Source organism: Pseudomonas mosselii (assembly GCF_005796105.1).
GTDB classification, from domain to species: domain Bacteria; phylum Pseudomonadota; class Gammaproteobacteria; order Pseudomonadales; family Pseudomonadaceae; genus Aquipseudomonas; species Aquipseudomonas mosselii_C.
Genome location: NZ_VAUO01000001.1, coordinates 36952 through 54561 on the forward strand (window position 1 = coordinate 36952; position 17610 = coordinate 54561).

General features: G+C 62.9%; 21 protein-coding genes and 1 tRNA gene. 12 read left to right on the plus strand and 10 right to left on the minus strand.

Features of this window, described 5'->3' with window-relative positions; all coding sequences use genetic code 11:
* Positions 1-13 precede the first annotated feature (13 nt).
* Both ahpF and FEM01_RS00160 read left to right on the plus strand, forming a co-directional pair.
* Positions 14-1576 (plus strand): alkyl hydroperoxide reductase subunit F, encoded by a 1563-nt coding sequence (gene ahpF, locus FEM01_RS00155; protein WP_138217268.1) that lies wholly within the window; start codon positions 14-16, stop codon positions 1574-1576.
* 105 nt (positions 1577-1681) lie between these two features.
* Positions 1682-1873 (plus strand): hypothetical protein, encoded by a 192-nt coding sequence (locus FEM01_RS00160; protein WP_138217269.1) that lies wholly within the window; start codon positions 1682-1684, stop codon positions 1871-1873.
* Between the two features lies 1 nt (position 1874).
* On the opposite strand, the gene FEM01_RS00165 is transcribed toward FEM01_RS00160, so the two are convergent.
* From FEM01_RS00165 to nhaR, 3 genes are all read right to left on the minus strand, one after another.
* Positions 1875-2522, minus strand: coding sequence for a YceH family protein (locus FEM01_RS00165; RefSeq protein ID WP_138217270.1), 648 nt, complete (start codon positions 2520-2522; stop codon positions 1875-1877).
* A gap of 93 nt (positions 2523-2615) precedes the next feature.
* Positions 2616-3827, minus strand: coding sequence for a serine/threonine transporter SstT (gene sstT / locus FEM01_RS00170; RefSeq protein WP_138217271.1), 1212 nt, complete (start codon positions 3825-3827; stop codon positions 2616-2618).
* Positions 3828-3944: 117 nt separating this feature from the next.
* Positions 3945-4838 carry a transcriptional activator NhaR gene (gene nhaR, locus FEM01_RS00175; protein ID WP_138217272.1) on the minus strand — a complete coding sequence of 298 codons (894 nt, stop codon included), beginning with the start codon at positions 4836-4838 and terminating at the stop codon, positions 3945-3947.
* A gap of 132 nt (positions 4839-4970) precedes the next feature.
* Between nhaR and FEM01_RS00180 the strand changes: the two genes are divergently transcribed.
* Together FEM01_RS00180 and FEM01_RS00185 are read left to right on the plus strand one after the other, a co-directional pair.
* A complete protein-coding gene (locus tag FEM01_RS00180; protein WP_138217273.1) occupies positions 4971-5207 on the plus strand; it encodes a hypothetical protein in 237 nt (78 codons plus the stop codon).
* 19 nt (positions 5208-5226) lie between these two features.
* Complete coding sequence (locus tag FEM01_RS00185) at positions 5227-5979, plus strand: TerC family protein (protein ID WP_138217274.1); 753 nt, start codon at positions 5227-5229, stop codon at positions 5977-5979.
* Positions 5980-6065: 86 nt separating this feature from the next.
* On the opposite strand, the gene FEM01_RS24085 is transcribed toward FEM01_RS00185, so the two are convergent.
* Positions 6066-6218 carry a hypothetical protein gene (locus tag FEM01_RS24085; RefSeq protein WP_171030877.1) on the minus strand — a complete coding sequence of 51 codons (153 nt, stop codon included), beginning with the start codon at positions 6216-6218 and terminating at the stop codon, positions 6066-6068.
* A 209-nt stretch (positions 6219-6427) separates the two neighbouring features.
* Between FEM01_RS24085 and FEM01_RS00190 the strand changes: the two genes are divergently transcribed.
* Complete coding sequence (locus FEM01_RS00190; RefSeq protein WP_138217275.1) at positions 6428-7114, plus strand: peptidase C39 family protein; 687 nt, start codon at positions 6428-6430, stop codon at positions 7112-7114.
* Positions 7115-7172: 58 nt separating this feature from the next.
* Here FEM01_RS00190 and FEM01_RS00195 read toward each other — a convergent pair whose 3' ends face one another.
* Positions 7173-8456 carry an NAD(P)/FAD-dependent oxidoreductase gene (locus tag FEM01_RS00195; protein ID WP_138217276.1) on the minus strand — a complete coding sequence of 428 codons (1284 nt, stop codon included), beginning with the start codon at positions 8454-8456 and terminating at the stop codon, positions 7173-7175.
* Positions 8457-8659: 203 nt separating this feature from the next.
* Here FEM01_RS00195 and FEM01_RS00200 point away from each other — a divergent pair.
* The 6 genes from FEM01_RS00200 to FEM01_RS00225 all read left to right on the plus strand — a co-directional run bounded on the left by FEM01_RS00200 (position 8660) and on the right by FEM01_RS00225 (position 13221).
* A tRNA-Val gene (locus FEM01_RS00200) sits at positions 8660-8736 on the plus strand.
* A gap of 425 nt (positions 8737-9161) precedes the next feature.
* Positions 9162-10064: a DMT family transporter gene (locus FEM01_RS00205; protein WP_138217277.1), complete on the plus strand. Its 903-nt coding sequence runs from the start codon at positions 9162-9164 to the stop codon at positions 10062-10064.
* A 273-nt stretch (positions 10065-10337) separates the two neighbouring features.
* Positions 10338-11129 (plus strand): hypothetical protein, encoded by a 792-nt coding sequence (locus FEM01_RS00210; RefSeq protein WP_138217278.1) that lies wholly within the window; start codon positions 10338-10340, stop codon positions 11127-11129.
* A gap of 160 nt (positions 11130-11289) precedes the next feature.
* On the plus strand, positions 11290-12018 hold the full coding sequence (locus tag FEM01_RS00215; RefSeq protein ID WP_138217279.1) for a hypothetical protein: 729 nt from the start codon (positions 11290-11292) through the stop codon (positions 12016-12018).
* A gap of 79 nt (positions 12019-12097) precedes the next feature.
* Positions 12098-12880 carry a hypothetical protein gene (locus FEM01_RS00220; RefSeq protein WP_138217280.1) on the plus strand — a complete coding sequence of 261 codons (783 nt, stop codon included), beginning with the start codon at positions 12098-12100 and terminating at the stop codon, positions 12878-12880.
* 116 nt (positions 12881-12996) lie between these two features.
* On the plus strand, positions 12997-13221 hold the full coding sequence (locus FEM01_RS00225) for a hypothetical protein (RefSeq protein WP_138217281.1): 225 nt from the start codon (positions 12997-12999) through the stop codon (positions 13219-13221).
* A 36-nt stretch (positions 13222-13257) separates the two neighbouring features.
* Here the strand turns inward: FEM01_RS00225 and FEM01_RS00230 are convergent, their stop codons facing one another.
* The 3 genes from FEM01_RS00230 to FEM01_RS00240 all read right to left on the minus strand — a co-directional run bounded on the left by FEM01_RS00230 (position 13258) and on the right by FEM01_RS00240 (position 15997).
* A complete protein-coding gene (locus FEM01_RS00230; protein WP_240791692.1) occupies positions 13258-14787 on the minus strand; it encodes an MDR family MFS transporter in 1530 nt (509 codons plus the stop codon).
* Positions 14774-15427, minus strand: coding sequence for a TetR/AcrR family transcriptional regulator (locus tag FEM01_RS00235; protein ID WP_138217282.1), 654 nt, complete (start codon positions 15425-15427; stop codon positions 14774-14776). Before FEM01_RS00235 ends, FEM01_RS00230 begins: the two co-directional genes overlap by 14 nt.
* Before the next feature lie 90 nt (positions 15428-15517).
* Positions 15518-15997, minus strand: a complete 480-nt coding sequence (locus FEM01_RS00240) for a cysteine hydrolase family protein (protein ID WP_138217283.1) — start codon at positions 15995-15997, stop codon at positions 15518-15520.
* Positions 15998-16095: 98 nt separating this feature from the next.
* Here FEM01_RS00240 and FEM01_RS00245 point away from each other — a divergent pair, with 98 nt between their 5' ends.
* Positions 16096-16614, plus strand: a complete 519-nt coding sequence (locus FEM01_RS00245; protein ID WP_138217284.1) for an AAA family ATPase — start codon at positions 16096-16098, stop codon at positions 16612-16614.
* A gap of 118 nt (positions 16615-16732) precedes the next feature.
* Here FEM01_RS00245 and FEM01_RS00250 read toward each other — a convergent pair whose 3' ends face one another.
* Both FEM01_RS00250 and FEM01_RS00255 read right to left on the minus strand, forming a co-directional pair.
* The gene (locus FEM01_RS00250; RefSeq protein WP_138217285.1) at positions 16733-16975 is read right to left on the minus strand and encodes a hypothetical protein; all 243 of its coding nucleotides are present in this window, start codon (positions 16973-16975) and stop codon (positions 16733-16735) included.
* Between the two features lie 119 nt (positions 16976-17094).
* Positions 17095-17574 carry a GNAT family N-acetyltransferase gene (locus tag FEM01_RS00255; RefSeq protein ID WP_138217286.1) on the minus strand — a complete coding sequence of 160 codons (480 nt, stop codon included), beginning with the start codon at positions 17572-17574 and terminating at the stop codon, positions 17095-17097.
* Between the last annotated feature and the right edge of the window lie 36 nt (positions 17575-17610).

A 17610-nucleotide genomic window follows, 5' to 3' on the forward strand; every position in this document is an offset into this window, starting at 1 on the left:
AGGAATCGCCCGTATGTTGGACGCCACGCTTAAATCGCAACTGAAAACCTACCTGGAGCGGGTCACCCAGCCGATCGAGATCGTTGCCTCCCTCGACGACGGCGCGAAGTCCCGCGAATTGCACGACCTGCTGGTGGAAATCGCCGGCCTGTCGAACCTCATTACCTTCAGTGCGGACGGCACCGACGCACGTCGCCCTTCGTTCTCGCTGAACCGCCCGGGTGAAAGCATCAGCCTGCGCTTTGCCGGCATTCCCATGGGCCACGAATTCACCTCCCTGGTGCTGGCGCTGCTGCAAGTCGGCGGCCATCCGTCCAAGGCCAGCCGCGAGGTGATCGAGCAGATCCAAGGGTTGCAGGGTGAGTTCAACTTCGAAACCTACTTCTCGCTGTCGTGCCAGAACTGCCCGGACGTGGTCCAGGCGTTGAACCTGATGGCGGTGCTCAATCCCAATGTGCGTCACGTGGCCATTGATGGTGCGCTGTTCCAGGAAGAAGTCGAAAGCCGCAAGATCATGGCAGTGCCGAGCATCTACCTGAACGGCGAAGGATTCGGCCAGGGCCGCATGGGCCTGGAAGAGATCCTTGGCAAGATCGACACCAGCGCCGGGGCTCGCCAGGCCGAGAAAATCAATGCCAAGGATGCCTTCGACGTGTTGGTGGTCGGTGGCGGCCCGGCCGGTGCTTCGGCGGCCATCTACGCGGCGCGTAAAGGCATCCGCACGGGTGTTGCTGCGGAGCGTTTCGGTGGCCAGGTGCTCGATACCCTGGCTATCGAGAACTTCGTTTCGGTGCAGGAAACCGAGGGACCGAAGTTGGCCACGGCCCTGGAGGAGCACGTCAAGCAGTACGACGTCGACATCATGAATCTGCAGCGCGGTGAAGCGTTGATCCCGGCTGCCGAGGGCGGCTTGCACGAAGTACGTCTGGCCGGTGGGGCCTCGCTCAAGGCTAAGACCGTGATCCTCGCCACGGGCGCCCGTTGGCGCGAAATGAACGTACCCGGCGAGCAGGAGTACCGTGGTCGTGGTGTCGCCTACTGCCCGCACTGCGACGGCCCGCTGTTCAAGGGCAAGCGCGTGGCGGTGATCGGTGGCGGTAACTCGGGTGTGGAAGCGGCCATTGACCTGGCCGGTATCGTCGCGCATGTGACGCTTATCGAGTTCGACAGCCAACTGCGCGCCGACGCTGTACTGCAACGTAAGCTGCACAGTTTGCCGAACGTCAAGGTGATCACCCGTGCGCTGACCACTGAAGTGATCGGCAATGGCGAGAAGGTCAGTGGCCTGCGCTACCAGGACCGCGCCACCGATGAGCAACACGAACTGGCGCTCGAAGGCATCTTCGTGCAGATCGGCCTGCTGCCGAACACCGACTGGCTCAAAGGCACCGTCGAGCTGTCGCCTCGTGGCGAGATCATCGTCGATGCCAAGGGCCAGACCAACCTCCCAGGCGTGTTCGCTGCGGGTGACGTGACCACGGTGCCGTACAAGCAGATCGTCATCGCCGTTGGCGAGGGGGCCAAGGCGTCGCTGGCGGCGTTCGATCACCTGATCCGGACCTCGGCACCGGCGTAAGCCTGCTCGGGCCTCTTCGTGGCGTCAGCGGCGAAGAGGCCCGCTCAAGCAAAGCCTGACCTGAAGGTGTCTATGCTTACGCTAGACCCTTGAGGAATCCTCCGCATGACCCTGATCAGCCGCGAACCCTGGTGGCTCGTACCACCCCAGCCCGGGCAGAAAGAGCAGGACCTGCACTGGGGTTATCTGGAAATCTACGCCGACGGCCATACTGTGTTCGTTGACCAGCGTCCCAGCGAACGGGAGTTGGCCGAACGTAAGAGCTGCCGCAACTTCCCCGACGTCGAACAGCCCTGATTCAGCCCTCCAGCTGGGCCAGACGTGCCTCCAGCGCGGCGATCCGCGCTTCCAGCGCTTCGATGCGTTCCTCCGACACCGCACCACCTGCGCTGCGGGTGACGCCTTCGTGCTGGCGTGCAGCAAGTATCGCCTCGATCTCGGCGGGATCGCCCAACGCGTGGGTGTAACGGTCTTCGCGCTGGCCGGGCTGGCGTGGCAGGTGCAGGGCCAGGCCACGGGAAATCAGGCGCTCGAGCTGGTGCTGGATCTGCTCGGTGTCATCGAAGTCGTGCAGGCGGTTGCTGCGGGTCAGCAACTCGTTCAGCGTCTGTGGCCCGCGCAGGAACATCAGGCCCATCAGCACCAGTTGCGCCGGCACCAGTTCCAAGGCCTTGTCCACCCGCTGTTCCCAGCGGTCGGCGCGGCTGCCCATCTGCAAGCGCGTCATATCCTGCCCTTCGAGGGCGCGCAGGGCCTGGCCGACCTGGCCTGGGGAGAGGTTCATCACCGGCTCGCGGCTGGTCTTCTGGTTGCAGGCCAGAACCAGGGCATTGAGAGTCAGGGGATAGGTTTCTGGGCTGGTGGCTTGTTTCTCGATCAGCGAACCGAGCACACGGATCTCGATGCTGCTGAAACGGCCTTCGCCGATGGTTTCGTGTTCTGACATGGCCCTGTCTCATTGCGAGGAAAAGGCCACTAGCCTAGGTAAAGCGCCTTCGCGGGGCAAGCGCGGTATCAGGCTTGCCCCGCGACCGGGCTATCAGGCGCTACGCGGTGCCATGCGCTCGCACGCCGCTGCGGTGAACAGCACGTCGGTCGAGGAGTTCAGCGCCGTTTCGGCCGAATCTTGCAGCACGCCGATGATGAAGCCCACCGCTACCACCTGCATGGCGATTTCGCTCGGAATACCGAATAGGCTGCAAGCCAGCGGGATCAGCAGCAGCGAGCCTCCGGCCACGCCTGAGGCGCCGCAGGCGCAGACGGCCGAGACCAGGCTGAGCAGCACGGCTGTCGGCAGATCCACCGTGATACCCAGGGTGTGCACGGCAGCTAGGGTCAGCACGGTGATGGTGATCGCCGCACCGGCCATGTTGATGGTCGCACCCAGCGGGATCGACACTGAATAGGTGTCCTCGTGCAGACCGAGTTTTTCCGACAAGGCCAGGTTGACCGGAATATTGGCGGCCGAGCTGCGGGTGAAGAACGCCGTGATACCACTCTCGCGCAGGCACAGGAGGGTCAGCGGATAGGGGTTGCGGCGAATTTTCCAGAACACGATCAACGGGTTCATCACCAGCGCCACGAACAACATGCAGCCGATCAGCACCCCTAGCAGGTGCAGGTAGCCCAACAGCGCTTGCAGCCCCGATTGCGCCAGGGTCGAGCCGACCAGTCCAAAGATCCCCAGCGGGGCGAAGCGAATCACCACGCGCACGATCAGCGTCACGCCGTTGGACAGGTCTGCGACCACGCCGCGGGTGGTTTCGCTGGCATGGCGCAGGGCGATGCCCAAGCCGATGGCCCAGGTCAGCACACCGATGAAGTTGGCGTTGATCAGGGCATTGACCGGGTTGTCGAGCGCACTCAGCAACAGGTTCTGCAACACCTCACCGATACCACCTGGTGCACTGAGCTGCACCTCGCTGGTGTGCAGCGCCAGTTGCGACGGGAACAGCAGGCTGGCGACCACGGCGACCACTGCTGCGGCGAAGGTGCCTAACAGGTACAACCAGAGAATCGGGCGGATATGTGTTTGCTGGCCGTGCCGATGATTGCCGATCGAAGCCATCACCAGGATGAACACCAATACTGGCGCCACTGCCTTCAAGGCGCTTACGAACAACTTGCCGAGCAATCCGAGGTCGCTGGCCACGCTCGGTGCGAGCAGGGCAAGGGCGATACCGGCCACCAGGCCGATGCAGATCTGCGTCACCAGCCCAGTGCGGTTGACGAGACGGAGGATGGGGGACATGTGCTGCCAATCTCTATTGCGTTAAAGGGCGCGACTCTAGCACAGTTGCCGGGTTGGCTTTGTGGGCGCGGCGCGCCCCTGGCACCCGAGCGCCAGGCGCCGGCCTAGGTTGCGCCTTCACCAGTGAAACAGCTCCCGCCGCGCGCCTTCGGTGATCGCCATGATCCCTGGATGTTTGACCTTGCGCTCCACCGAAATGGCATAGAACGACTCCTTGACCGCTTCGGTCTGCCCGATCAGCCTAACCCCGTACTGCTGGCACACCTCCTCGGCGATCACGCTGGGTGCCACGAAGATACCGCTGCCTGACTGGCCAAAAGCCTGCATCAAGGCGCTGTCGTCGAATTCGCCGACGATACGCGGCTGCACCTGCTGTTCGGCCAGCCAGCGCAGCAGGCGACTGCGCAGCACGGTTTCCTGCCCCGGAATCAGCAGCGGCGTATCGTCCAGGCAGGCCGGGAAGGGTTTGGCCAGGCGCTCGGCCAGCGCCGCTGTGGCAAAGAAGCTCAACCCGCATTCACCGAGCTTTTGACTGTAGCCTTTGATGTCCAGATGGCTGGGCATGGGGCTGTCGGAGATCACCAGGTCCAGGCGCTGGATTGCCAGGTCTGCCAGCAAGCGTTCGAGCTTGTCCTCGCGGCAGTTGATACGCAGTACCTCTTCCAGCTCCATGGTCGGCGCCAGCAGCCGGTAAACGATGGATTTGGGCACCACGTCCGCCACCCCGACGCGGAACAGGATCTGCTCCTGGGGGCCGGCGCGCAGCATGGCTTCCAACTCGCCACCGATCTGGAACATCTGCTCGGCGTATCCCAGGGCCTGGCGCCCGGTTTCAGTCAGCTCCAGTTGGCGGCCTACGCGCTGGAACAGTTCTATGTTCCACGTCTGCTCGAACAGGCTGATCTGCCCGCTGATGGTTTGCGGCGTTAGGTTCAGTTGCTCGCTGGCGCGGGCAATGCTGCCGGTTCTTGCCACGGCCCAGAAGTAATGTAGCTGGCGGTAATTGAGCATGGTCTTTGCCGATTCGTAAAAACCGAAGTATATACGCTGAAAATACGAATTTTATGGATGTTTCAGCCTCTTTAGAATGCGGCCTTATCGAGCGCACCCCGCGCCGCCCGGTTATTGACCAACGAGGCCCCCATGCTACAACTCAAATCCATCGGCACGCCTTTGGTGCTGGCCCTGGCGCTGTTCGCCATGAGTGGCTGCGACCAGGCCGAGAAGTCCGCCCAGCAGATGCTCGACCAGGCGGCGCAGTCGGCCAAGCAGGCCATCGACCAGACTCACGAAGCGGCTCAGCAGGCGCTGAACGATGCCATCGGCAGCGACGGCAAGGCCAAGGCCGAAGACGACAAGAAAGACACCCAGGACATCTGACCGGAAGCAGGACTGAACCATGGAATATTTGCTGGAACTCGCCGCTAGCCCCACCGCCTGGGTCGCACTCGCCACCTTGGTGGCCATGGAAGTGGTGCTGGGTATCGACAACCTGATTTTCATCTCCATCCTCACCAACAAGCTGCCAGAGGCTTATCGTTCCAAGGCCCGCCGTATCGGTATCAGCATGGCCTTGATAATGCGCCTGGCACTGCTGAGCACCGTGGCCTGGATCGTGCAGTTGACCGAGCCGGTGATCGATGTGTTCGGTCATGCCTTCTCGTGGAAGGACATGATCCTCATCGCCGGTGGCCTGTTCCTGTTGTGGAAGGCGACCAAGGAGATCCACGAAAGCGTCGATCCGCATGGCGCCAAGGAAGAGTCCAAGGTGGGCAGCACCGTGACCATCGGCTTCACGGCGGCAATCTTCCAGATCCTGTTGCTGGACATCGTGTTCTCGATCGACAGCATCATCACCGCCGTGGGCATGACCGAACACCTGCCGATCATGATCATCGCTGTGATCAGTGCCGTGATCGTGATGCTGGTGGCCGCCGACCCGCTGGCCAAGTTCATCAACGACAACCCAACCGTGGTCATGTTGGCCCTGGGCTTCCTGATCATGATCGGTATGACCCTGATTGCCGAAGGCTTCGGCGCGCATGTACCGAAAGGCTACGTGTATGCGGCCATGGCATTCTCGACCGCTATCGAGGTGCTTAACATCATGGCGCGCCGTGCGCGGTTGAAGCGCGAAGCAGCCGAAGGTTGATCTGACGGTAGTCACAGCGGGGCAAGCGTGTTCTCACGGCTGCATGAAGCGTGGGGGCGGGCTTGCCCCGCTGTGCTGTGGCTCGCTCAGTGCGCCGTAGCGTGGCGCGGTGCGGCTTTGGGAGCAGGGCGGTGGGGCTGGGCATGCCGCCGTACGATACGCAGCACACCCCAGAGCATGGCGGTCGCGACACTCAACCACATGCCAACCAGCATCAGGATTGCCATCGTCAGGCTCATAGTGCCTCCTTCTTTTCGGCGAGCCAGGCTCGCGCTTCTGACACAGCTTTAGTCTAGCGTGCGGCCTGTGACGTTCCATTGACCGAAGGTCGAGTGCTTGGATCGTTTGGTCGCAAGTCTGCACCGGGCTATACCCGCGCGCCCTGGCGTCCTATCATCGGCGCCAGGGCCGGGCGTCGCCTGCCTGGCATCGGAACAAGCGAGTGTCCATGTTGCAACCATCGTCCAACTCCTGTGTCTTCGGTCCACGTCGCCTGCTGGCCGCCTGCCTGCTGGCTACCTTGTTGAGCGGCTGCGCCAGTGCGCCCGCGCCAGCGGTCAAGGGCCAGCCCCAGCGCACCGAACTCAGCAGCGTGCCGTTCTACCGCGGCAATGCCAACCACAGTGGCGCCATGGCCCTGGCCGCCGTGCTATCGCAGCAGGGCGCACCGATCACGCCGGGTCTGCTCGACCAGTCCTTGGGGCTGCCTCAGGCTGTCGACTCACTGGACACAGCGATTCCCCGTGTAGCCCGCCAGTTCGGCAAGGTGGTGTACCCGCTGGACAAGCAGTTGGACGCGCTGTTTACCCAGGTGGCGGCAGGCTACCCGGTGCTGGTGCGCTACCAGGAAGGTTCGATCTTGTGGAGCGAGCCGCGTTATGCGGTGCTGATCGGTTACGACCGCTACAAGAAGCGCGTGTTGTTGCGCAGCGGCATGCACCGGCGCCAGTTGATGGGGTTCGGTGACTTTGCCTCGGCGTGGGCGAAGGAGGGGAGCTGGGCGGTGCTGGTGCAGTCGCCGCGCCAATTGCCTGCCCAGGTGGATCGCCAGCGCTGGTTGATGGCGGCCGACGAGCTTTTCCGTTCAGGGCAGGAGATTGCCGCCAAGCAGGCGGTCAACAGCCTGGGGCCATGATTGCGGCAAAAGACTCGGGCTGCTAAGCGGCCCGAGTCAACTCTGCCGGATGGGCCTTTTAGAAGCCCAGGCGGTCACGCAGGCTGTAGTACCAGGCGCCGATGGCGCTGAATGGCACGCGCAGCAGTTGCCCGCCCGGGAAGGGGTAGTGCGGCAGGCCGGCGAAGGCATCGAAACGTTCTGCCTGGCCACGCAGGGCTTCGGCCAGGACCTTGCCCGCCAGGTGGGTGTAGGTCACGCCGTGACCTGAGCAGCCTTGCGAGTAGTAGATGTTGTCGCCAATGCGGCCAACCTGCGGCAGGCGCGACAAGGTCAGCAGGAAGTTGCCGGTCCAGGCATAGTCGATTTTCACGTCCTTGAGCTGCGGGAATGCCTTGAGCATCTTCGGGCGGATGATCGCTTCGATGTTGGCCGGATCACGCGCACCGTACACTACGCCGCCGCCGAAGATCAGGCGTTTGTCACCGGTCAGGCGGTAGTAGTCGAGTAGGTAGTTGCAGTCCTCTACGCAGTAGTCCTGTGGCAACAGGCTGCGCGCCAGTTCCTCGCCCAGCGGCTCGGTGGTGATCACCTGGGTGCCGCAGGGCATGGACTTAGCGGCCAGCTCAGGCACCAGGTTGCCGAGGTACGCGTTGCCGGCGACGATGATGAACTTGGCGCGAACCTTGCCCTGAGGGGTGTGTACCACCGGATTGGCGCCCCGCTCGATGCGAACGGCCGGGGTCTGTTCATAGATGATGCCGCCCAGCGACTCCACCGCTGCCGCCTCGCCCAGGGCCAGGTTGAGCGGATGGATGTGGCCGCCGCTCATGTCGAGCATGCCACCGACATAGGTGTCGCAGGCCACCACTTCACGAATGCGTTTCTGGTCCATCAATTCCAGCTGAGTGTGGCCGAAGCGCTCCCACAGGCGCTTTTGCGATTCCAGATGGCCCATCTGCTTGCTGGTCAGCGCGGCGAACACGCCACCGTCTTTCAGGTCGCACTGGATGTCGTACTTGGCCACGCGCTCACGAATGATGCGGCCACCTTCGAAGGCCATCTGGCCCAGCAGTTGAGCCTGCTTGGGGCCGACAGTGCGCTCGATGACGTCGATGTCACGGCTGTAGCTGTTGACGATTTGCCCGCCGTTGCGGCCCGAGGCGCCGAAGCCGACCTTGGCGGCTTCGACGATGCTCACCTTGAAGCCGTTCTCCAGCAGGAACAGGGCGCTGGACAGGCCGGTGTAGCCGGCACCGATGATGCACACATCGGTTTCCACCTCACCCTGCAGCGCCGGACGTGGCGGCACCGGGTTGGCCGAGGCGGCGTAGTAGGACTGGGGGTAGGGGGTGTTAGCCATGCTCGAGAAACCTCGTGTTTTATATTTTTAACGAATGTACCGATGCTATCAATAATAATAAACACCCGCTAGTCGTCCGGTGAAAATCCTTTACGCCTCGGTTGCCGTCTATATTCCGCTAAATATTTTTTAGATTCAGTAGCTTAGCTTCAAAAAAAATGTTGACAGGGATTTCTCTATCTGTAGAATGCGCCCCACACGACAGGCACATAGCTCAGTTGGTTAGAGCACCACCTTGACATGGTGGGGGTCGTTGGTTCGAGTCCAATTGTGCCTACCAAACATCAGAAAGGGCGATCCGCAAGGGTCGCCCTTTTTGCATTCGGCGTTTTGCACCGTGCCGCGTGGGATCACTCAGGCAGGCGGGCTATGCCGCTATCGCCTCTTCCTCCTACGAAGTTTGCCGCGCCTTTACCCTGACTGTCGTGTCCTGCCATTGCAGACGTCGCAAACAGACAAGCGCATGTCTTCGGCAATCTGCTCGCTCTGCTCGCGAATCCGAATAATTGATTCATCGGTCAACCCTGCGCCAAGGGCCTCCGACGCGACACTTACGAGTAAGCAGCCTCGTCTCACAATTCCAACGCTGCGGCGCCCCGTGCTCCGGTCAACCGGCACGCACACATAACTACAAAGCCCAAATACCAACAGCACGCACCTGGCCGCCAACGGCGTGATTGCGCGCTTTTGTGAGACTTGACTGCCATGATCGCTACCTCCATCACTGCCGCCGATTCGTCGGGCGGCCACCGTAACGCATTGCTCGCTGCCCACATCGCCGCGGTATTGTTCGGCTTGACCGGCATCCTCGGTCACCTGATCGAAGCCGACGCCAGCCTGATCACTTTTGGTCGCGCCACCTTTGCCTTCATCGCCCTGGGGTTCGTCGCCGGCCTCAAGGGCACCCGTCTGCTCGATGCGTTGAAGTGGCGCAATATCCCGGTGCTGGCCCTGACCGGTGGCCTGCTGGCCGCCCATTGGCTGACCTTCTTCGTCGCCGTCAAGGTCGGCGGTGTGGCCGTGGCCACCCTGGGCTTCGCCAGCTTCCCGGCGTTCATCGCACTGATTGACCTGAGCGTGTTCCGCGAACGCATCGGTGTCGTCGAGTCCGCGCTGCTGCTCATGGTCACGACCGGTTTGGTGCTGGTGGTGCCATCGTTCGACCTGCTCGACAGTGGCACCGTAGGCCTGCTGTGGGGATTGGCCTCAGGCCTGTCGTTCGCGCTGCTGGCAGTGGCCAACCGCCGTCGCCCGGCAGGTATGAACGCCATGCAGGTGTCGTTCTGGCAAAACGTGGTGGTGGCTGTGGTGGTTGCACCCCTTGCCTTCAGTCATCTGGGTAGCACCAGCCTGGGTGCGCCTGACTGGGTCAACCTGGCATTGCTGGGGGTGTTTTGCACCGGGCTTTCCCAGTTTCTCTTCGTCAAAAGCCTCGAAGGCCTGGAGGCGCGCACCGCAGGCATGATCATCGCCCTGGAGCCGGTCTACGCCATCGCCTGCGCGGCGTTGCTGTTCGACGAGCAGCCTTCGTTGCGCATGGCTGCGGGTGCTGCGTTGATCGTGCTGGCTACTGTGTGTTGCGCCTGGCGCAAGGCCCCGACGCATTGACGCTGGCTCTGGCTTGAGCCTACCCAACGCGGGCTGGGTCGGTGGAGCCTGATGGGCGGTCTTTCCCGTCTTGTGCAAGGGTCCACAGGGGCTACGGTAACGTTACTCCTTGGCGCTTACCCTGGGTTATAAACTATGGCCAAGCGCCAGTGCGCTCACCCGAGGCAACGGGAGACGCTGTGTGGCTGTCGCCGAGCTACTCAGGATGCAGCGCGTTCAGTCACACGGCATGCGCAGCGTTTTCCCAGTAAGGACGCAGAGGAAATTCATGCCATGGCTGATGCACAAATGCAGTGTGTTGGGCGCGACCGTATTGCGGTCGAAGAAGTCAAAGCCGCCAAGGATGCGCTGCTGGCCAGCGTAGCGTTTTGTAAGTCACCGCGCATGAGTCGGTTGCTTGATTACTTGGTCGAACAGGCGATCGCCGATTGCCCGCGAGACACCAGCGAGTACGCCATTGGCATTGCTGTATTTGATCGTGACCCCCGTTGCTACAGCCCAGGCGAGGACCCGGTGGTAAGGGTCCAGGTGGGGCGCTTGCGAACCAAACTCAAGAGTTACTACTGCGCCGCAGGGCGTCTGGCCAGCATCGAAATCGAGGTGCCGCTAGGTTGTTACATGCCACAGTTTCGCCGTCGAGTGGCTACAAGTTGTACATCGGTGCCCGCCAGCGCGTTTTCCATCTGCCCCTTCAAATGCGTCTCTCAGTTCGGTCAGTGGGAGCATTTCGCCCTCGGCCTGCATGAGGAGTTGACCCATCTGCTGTACAAGAATCTTGGCCGACGAATCATCCTGGAGCCCTCGGGCGAGCGTGAGCCCCGGCGGCAGGCGGACGACAGCCTCGGCCATCGCCTGGAAGGCAGTGTACATGTCGATGCCGAGCGCATCCGTGCTTCGGTACGGCTGATCGAGGTACAGACCGGCTGCGTGGCTTGGTCGGAGCAGTTCGACGGCGCCGCCTATATGGCCATCACCTATCAGGAGGCCATGGCCTCGTCTATCTGCAGCGCACTGCAGAATTTTCTGGATACGCCCCATGAAGGCAGGCCTTGCCTGCGGCTGTAAGCGTTACGGTAACGATACTTAATCGTTGGGTGCTGCATGGCTAGAGTGGCAATCGAGCCATCGGCAAGGGCCAGGGAGTGGGGAGGGCCGTCCGGTGGTTGCGTCGTCAGTCGGTTTCGGCTGGCTAACCCAAACGTGTTAAGGATCGACAGGTGACACAATGACTACGTTCTCGATGGAATTCGACTTCACCTCGGCCGCCGATATGGCCGTGCTCTCACAGTTGCAGCAACAGGGCTATAACCTGTTGGGCTACAAAGGGGCTGTGGGGCCCAACCAGTTGACCAGCGGTGTGCCAACCTGGTTCTCGGTGCCGTTCGGCAACATGTTCGGCTTGGTGGACATCGACTATCAGCCGCTATACAAACTGTACATCACCACCCAGGCCAACATCGCTGCCAACACCACGATTCAGATGCAGAGCATCTCCAGTGCGGTGCCGCTGGGCAGCGCACAGACGTTCAATGCCGATGGCAGTTTCGTTTCCGGCGGCGTTGGCAATGTTCCAGCCGACAGTTTGGGCCTTTACAACAATCGTCCTGCCGGCACGCCGCCGCTGACCGTTGGCCTGGCAGGTCTTGTCAATACGCCTCAAGGCGCCCAGTACCTGCCGTTCTGTGCGTTCACGCTCAATCCGCAGGGGGCGATCGTCATGAAGCCGCTGGACACCATTCTGCTGGTGGCTGCCCAGCAGAACCTGCAGTCGGGTAACGTGCAAGCTAATGTGGCGGCGCCTGGCTGCACTTTCTCGTTCTCGGCCAGCACCATCGAGTACGATCTGCAGATCCTGCCCAGCACCTACGCCATCACTAACCGGCCTGGCACGGCACCGGTCAGTCCAGTGAGTTCTGGCTCGAGCATCGGCGTGATCATCAACTCCGCCGGTTGAGCACCAACCTTGAAGAAATGAACACCCACATGCGCTGGGCGCATGTGGGTGTTTTCCGTTTGCGCAGGAGGTTTAGCGGATGACTTATGTCCGATGGACTGCCGCTCTGCTGGCCTGGGTGGTGCTGAGCGTGCAGGCTGTGCTGGCGGCGCCGTTGCAGATGACCTTGTACCTGGACAATGAGGCCAGGCAGTTCCTCTACGAAGCCAACCAGCAGATCTTGATCGTGCTGCCGGTGCCGGCATCGCAGGACAATGCCGTGGTGGTGGCGATGGCGCTGGATCCTCCGTTAGCCGACAGCACCACGCTGCTGTTCGAGCTGGATGCCGAGCTTTACGTGGCCAATGGCCGGGTGGTACCCCTGGGCGTCATTGCGATTGGCTTGGCGCAGCAGGTGGCGGCTGGGCAGATCTACAGCTTCAACGGTCAACGCATCAATGGCGATGGCGATGGGTTCGAGGGACATGTCTGCGTGTACTTCGACGCGCCACGCAACGCGTTGCCGGTGACGGTCGGCATGGCGGGGTATATCTACGATCGCGCGCAAGGCAAGCCGACACAGCCGTCGCCGACCAACTTTTTTATTCTGCAAATGTTCCAGACCCAGATCATCGCCCGCACGACAGCGCAGGTCTGGGTGCTGGTGGGCAGTGGAATCAGTGCCGGCAGTGTGCTGCCGAAGTCGATCCTCAGGCCCGTAGTGCCAACCGCAGACAGTGCCGGGGACGCGTTGGCGGCATCCTCGAACCTGCAGCTTGGGCGCTATCGCGAGGTGATGCTGGGTGGCTCCAACAGGACCAGTCTGCATTACGATCCTGCAATCAGCGCCTTCAGCGAAGGGCCATACCCCGCTGATCGTTGAGGCCTTGGCGAGGTTACGGTAACGACACTTACACCCTGGCTGCTACACGCTCACTCTAACCCCCGCAAGCGCTTGGTGCGTTTGCTTCAATTGAACTGAACAGGAAGGAATCCGATATGACCCAAGTCTACAGCGCTTCACTCGATACCGTGGTTGCCAACGGTGACCCCTATGTTAAAACCGGGCAGTTCCTGTACGACGTCCCGAACTGCCTACCCCTGAATGGGCCTCAGGTTGGCGAGCGCTATATGTTGATACAAAATGGCAAGCCGCAAATTTCGGTGATCTGCACCGCGCAAGGTATGCCGGGCATCCAGACGGCAAGCTTCCGGGAAGTCTGACGTGCCTGCCAGCCCCAGGCGCGCGCCTGGGGCTCTTCAGCGCGACCCCTTGCGCAATGGCACTTCGCGCAGCAGCCAGCTCAGGGCGAAGGCTAGGCACGTCACGGCGCAGGCGCTCAGGAAAACCCCGTGCATCGCCTCGGCGAAGGCTTGCAGGTAAGCCTGCTGCTGGGGCGCGGCCAGGGCGTGCACCTGGGACGGTGACAGGCTGGCGGGCACGCTGCCGGCAGGCAAGCTGTCTGCCAGGCGCGTGAGCAGCGTGTGCGAGAACAGCGCACCGAACACCGATACCCCGATGGTCCCGCCAATGGTGCGCAGCAGCGTCGCCCCTGAGGTGGCTACGCCCATGTGGCGTGGCTCGACACTGTTCTGCACCGCCAGCACCAGCACCTGCATGACCATGCCCAGGCCCGCGCCGAGCAGGCCCATGTACAGGTTCATGACCACGCTCGGGGTGTCCAGGTCGAGGCGGCTGAGCAGGGCCAGGGCGACGGCTTGTAGCAGGGTGCCCAGGATCGGGAACACGCGGTAGCGGCCCCAGCGGCTGATCAGCCTCCCGGAGATCGTCGACACCACCAGCAATCCGCCCATCAACGGCAGCATCTGTAGCCCAGCGCTGGTTGGCGTGGCGTTTTTCACCACTTGCAGGTACAGCGGCAGGAAGGTCACCGCGCCGAACAGCGACACGCCGACGATGAAGCCTATCAGCCCAGCTAGCACGAAGGTGCGGTGGCGAAACAGGTGCAGTGGCATGATCGGCTCTAGGGCGCGACGCTGCTCGTAGATGAAGCCCGCCAGCCCGATCAGGCAGAACAGCGCCAGGCACAGTACATCCAACGAGGCCCAGGGCAGCAGGTTGCCGCCAAGGCTGGTCAGCAACACCACGCAAGACAGGGTCAGGGTGAGGAAGAGCGCCCCGAAGTAGTCGATCGCATGCTTGACCCGCGCCACGTGCGGGCGAAACACGCTGCCGATCACCAGCAGCGCCAGCAGCCCCAAAGGCAGGTTGATGTAGAAGATCCAGCGCCACGACAGGTGTTCCACCAGAAACCCACCGATCAACGGGCCGATCACCGTGGCCAGGCCGAACACGCCGCCGAACAGGCCCTGATAGCGGCCCCGCTCGGCCGGCGGGATGACATCGCCCACCGCCGCCATCGCCACCACCATCAGGCCGCCGCCGCCCAGCCCTTGAAGGGCGCGCAGCAGCACCAGCTCGGTCATGTTCTGGGCCATGCCGCACAGCACCGAGCCGGCCAGGAACAACACGATGGCCACCTGCAATACGCGCTTGCGGCCGTACAGGTCGCCGAACTTGCCATACAGCGGCACCACCACGGTGGACGCCAGCAGGTACGCGGTGACCACCCACGACAGCCAGCGCAGGCCGCCCAGGTCGCTGACGATGGTCGGCAGGGCGGTGGAGACGATGGTCTGGTCGAGGGCGGCGAGGAACATCACCAGCAGCAAGGCGCTGAGCAGCAGCGGGATCGGTGGGTGCGCATCGTGCTCTACGGGGGGAGCGGTGGTATTGGGCATGGGCTGGCCTGTATCAGTGTCGGGCATGATGGCGACCCGCGTCCTGTAGGCCGGCGAGGGCGAAACGGTGCAGTTGCTCGCACACCTGCGCATGCGGCATGCCGAGGATCTGTTGCACGGCGCCGCCACCGCCACGCGGGCCGATCAGCAGCATCGCCCAGGGCGCCGTGACGCAGAGGATGCAGCGGATCAATGCCGGATCGTCGGCGGGAATGCCGCTGATTTCGCTGAACAGCCCCTTGAGCAGGGCCAGCTTCTGTGGCGCCGCGCCTTGCAGAGGCGCCTGGCCCTGGCTGCTGGGCGTCAGCAGTTCGGCGGCAAGCACCCGCAGGTGCCAGCCTTCGCGGCCACTGGCAGCCTTGTGCAGGACCTGTTCGATCAGCGTGCGCAGCCTGTCGCTGGCAGGCTGTGGCGCCTGGACGATGCGCTGCAGGTGGGTGATGTCGAGAAAGCGTCGGCGCGCCTCGTCCAGCACCGCCAGGTACAGGCCGTTGCGGCTGCCGAAGTGGTAGTTGATCGAGGCCAGGTCGACCTCGGCCAGGGCGGCCACGGCCTTGTTGCTGGACGCGGCGAAACCGCGGGCGGCAAACAGCTCGCCGGCGGCGTCGAGGATGCGCTTGCGGGTGGCTTCGCCATCCTTGCGCGGTTCGCGGGTAGGGGTGGGCATGCGCGGTCTACGTGGCAGTGGATCGTGCAGACGAGGGTGTGTTGGAGTTAGTCTAAATTCAATTTAAATTTAATTAATATTTCGCCTGGCTCATCCATCCAGCTCGGCCAGCACCTGCGCGGCGGTCGTGACCTGGCCGAAGTGGTGCTGCCACAGCGTGATACCCAGTTGCCCTGAGCGGTCCAGCGACGAGCCTTGGGTCAGGTCGGTGACCAGTGTCGGGGCCAAGCCTGCATCGAACAGCGCAAACCCTGCGGCCAGTACGCAGGTTTCGGTCTGCAACCCGCACACCAGCACACGTTCGACGCCCAGGTCCTTGAGGTAGGCCAGGGCCTCGGCGGTTTGCCCGTAGCCATGCTTGACGAACACTTTGTCGGCCTCCACCAGCACGCTATCGTCACCGGCCGGGTGCCAGCCGAGCTGGCGCTGGAAGGGCGTGACCGACTCGTCGTGCAGCTCCAGGGAGGCGACGGTGGGGATTTTCGCCGACAGCACGCGGATGCCATCTACCAGCTTTTCCGAGGGGCTGAAGGTGGATTGCACGTCGACGATGAGCAGGGCTTGGCGCATGGTGGGCGGGTCCAGAGGCAAAGGGCGCGAGTATACCGGTGGCAGTGCCATGCCGGTGCGGCTAGAATCGCCGGCTTTTTTGCCGCGAGGGAGCGCACATGCAGCGGATCGTGATTTTGGGCAACGCAGGCGCCGGCAAGTCGACGCTGGCCCGGGCCATTGGCGCGCGGTTGGGGTTGTCGGTGGTGCATCTGGATCGTTTGTTCTGGTCGCCCGGCTGGGTAGAGCCAGATGCCGATACGTTTCGCGAGCAAGTGCGCGAAGCAGTGGCGGGGCAGACCTGGGTGTGCGAGGGCAATTATGCCCGGCGTACCTTCGACCTGCGCTTGCCACGCGCCGACCTGGTGATCTGGTTGGACATGCCACGTTGGCTGTGCATGCAGCGGGTGCTGCTGCGCTCGCTGCTCGACCGGCCGCGCGCGGATCGCCCGGACGGCTGCCGGGAGCACTTGGACCGGGCGTTTCTGACGTTTCTCACGTTCGTCTGGACCTTCGATAAGGCCTATCGCCCGGGCATCGAGGCGGTACGTGAGGCCGTGGGGCCGCAGGTGCCGGTGGTGCGCCTGCACGACCGGCGAGCGGTTGGGCGGTTTCTTGACAGCCTGGGGCGTGAATAGGCGTGCTCGGCGCGGTGCGGGTCTATGGTGGAAACCTGCATTGGCCTGCACACGCCACTGCGGCTCAAGGTCCACGGTCTAAGAGCGCTTGGCCTGTCAGAGGGTCTGAGGCGGCGCCTCAGCTGCGTACGTCCAGGTTGGCGGGTTGGACCTGGGTCAGGGCCTGCTCGCTGTCGGCGCGCAGCACGGCCAGCCTGCGCTGCTCGTACTCTTCCAGGCTCAAGCCTTGGCGTTGCAGGGCTTCAAGCTGCAACTGGCGGTTTTCCTCGGCGGTATAAGGGCGCAGTTCGGGGTGATTGGCGCAGCCGCTGAATACCACGAGGGTGAGGGCAGCGAGCAGCAGGCGGGCGGTGGTATTCATCGGGCGCTTTCCATGATCGGTGAGTCGATGTGGAAAGGTTATGGCGTGCGCCGCGCGCTGAGAAATTGCCACGCTCGATAGTGACTATCGAGGTTGCCGGGGCACGCCCCGGCAGGCCGCTAGCGGCGAGGCATGGCCAGTTGCTTGCGCATCGGCACGCACAGCATTTGCAACCCCGAGGGCGAGTGATAGACCCCTTGGTTGTCCCCCACATAGCCGCAGCGCCGATAGAACGGCGCTGCATTGAGGGTCGCGTCGAGGTGGATTTCGTCGAGCCCGGCCGCCACGGCGATGGCTTCCAGGTGCCCGACCATGGCCCGGGCAATCCCGCGTCCCATGTAGCCTGGCAGCACGAACAACGCGCCGAGTTCGCCGCTGTTCAGGTCGATCATGCCGGTGGCGACGCTCTGGCCTTGTAGGCAGGCGAGGTGAAAGTGTTCGGCGACCAAGGCGGTGAAGCCTTCGCTGTGTGGCACATGGGCCCAGGCATGCGCCAGCTGGGCGCCATAAAACGGCGGGCATTGCGCAAGGATGGCCTGGCAGCGGATGGCGTAGGCGTCCTCGGCGTCATCTTGGGTGGCGCGACGGATATCAGGCATCGGGATCCTTCCCTTTGGGCTTCGCCGGCTCGGCGG

Excerpts from the sequence above, each read along its gene's own strand:
- FEM01_RS00195 (WP_138217276.1), bottom strand. The coding sequence starts at position 8,456 with ATGGCTAACACCCCCTACCCCCAGTCCTACTACGCCGCCTCGGCCAAC.
- FEM01_RS00240 (WP_138217283.1), bottom strand. The coding sequence starts at position 15,997 with ATGCGCCAAGCCCTGCTCATCGTCGACGTGCAATCCACCTTCAGCCCC.
- FEM01_RS00185 (WP_138217274.1), top strand. The coding sequence starts at position 5,227 with ATGGAATATTTGCTGGAACTCGCCGCTAGCCCCACCGCCTGGGTCGCA.
- FEM01_RS00180 (WP_138217273.1), top strand. The coding sequence starts at position 4,971 with ATGCTACAACTCAAATCCATCGGCACGCCTTTGGTGCTGGCCCTGGCG.
- FEM01_RS00160 (WP_138217269.1), top strand. The coding sequence starts at position 1,682 with ATGACCCTGATCAGCCGCGAACCCTGGTGGCTCGTACCACCCCAGCCC.
- FEM01_RS00190 (WP_138217275.1), top strand. The coding sequence starts at position 6,428 with ATGTTGCAACCATCGTCCAACTCCTGTGTCTTCGGTCCACGTCGCCTG.
- FEM01_RS00245 (WP_138217284.1), top strand. The coding sequence starts at position 16,096 with ATGCAGCGGATCGTGATTTTGGGCAACGCAGGCGCCGGCAAGTCGACG.
- FEM01_RS00205 (WP_138217277.1), top strand. The coding sequence starts at position 9,162 with ATGATCGCTACCTCCATCACTGCCGCCGATTCGTCGGGCGGCCACCGT.
- FEM01_RS00255 (WP_138217286.1), bottom strand. The coding sequence starts at position 17,574 with ATGCCTGATATCCGTCGCGCCACCCAAGATGACGCCGAGGACGCCTAC.
- FEM01_RS00220 (WP_138217280.1), top strand. The coding sequence starts at position 12,098 with ATGACTTATGTCCGATGGACTGCCGCTCTGCTGGCCTGGGTGGTGCTG.
- FEM01_RS00235 (WP_138217282.1), bottom strand. The coding sequence starts at position 15,427 with ATGCCCACCCCTACCCGCGAACCGCGCAAGGATGGCGAAGCCACCCGC.
- FEM01_RS00165 (WP_138217270.1), bottom strand. The coding sequence starts at position 2,522 with ATGTCAGAACACGAAACCATCGGCGAAGGCCGTTTCAGCAGCATCGAG.
- FEM01_RS00210 (WP_138217278.1), top strand. The coding sequence starts at position 10,338 with ATGGCTGATGCACAAATGCAGTGTGTTGGGCGCGACCGTATTGCGGTC.
- sstT (WP_138217271.1), bottom strand. The coding sequence starts at position 3,827 with ATGTCCCCCATCCTCCGTCTCGTCAACCGCACTGGGCTGGTGACGCAG.
- FEM01_RS00250 (WP_138217285.1), bottom strand. The coding sequence starts at position 16,975 with ATGAATACCACCGCCCGCCTGCTGCTCGCTGCCCTCACCCTCGTGGTA.
- ahpF (WP_138217268.1), top strand. The coding sequence starts at position 14 with ATGTTGGACGCCACGCTTAAATCGCAACTGAAAACCTACCTGGAGCGG.
- FEM01_RS00225 (WP_138217281.1), top strand. The coding sequence starts at position 12,997 with ATGACCCAAGTCTACAGCGCTTCACTCGATACCGTGGTTGCCAACGGT.
- FEM01_RS24085 (WP_171030877.1), bottom strand. The coding sequence starts at position 6,218 with ATGAGCCTGACGATGGCAATCCTGATGCTGGTTGGCATGTGGTTGAGT.
- nhaR (WP_138217272.1), bottom strand. The coding sequence starts at position 4,838 with ATGCTCAATTACCGCCAGCTACATTACTTCTGGGCCGTGGCAAGAACC.
- FEM01_RS00230 (WP_240791692.1), bottom strand. The coding sequence starts at position 14,787 with ATGCCCGACACTGATACAGGCCAGCCCATGCCCAATACCACCGCTCCC.
- FEM01_RS00215 (WP_138217279.1), top strand. The coding sequence starts at position 11,290 with ATGACTACGTTCTCGATGGAATTCGACTTCACCTCGGCCGCCGATATG.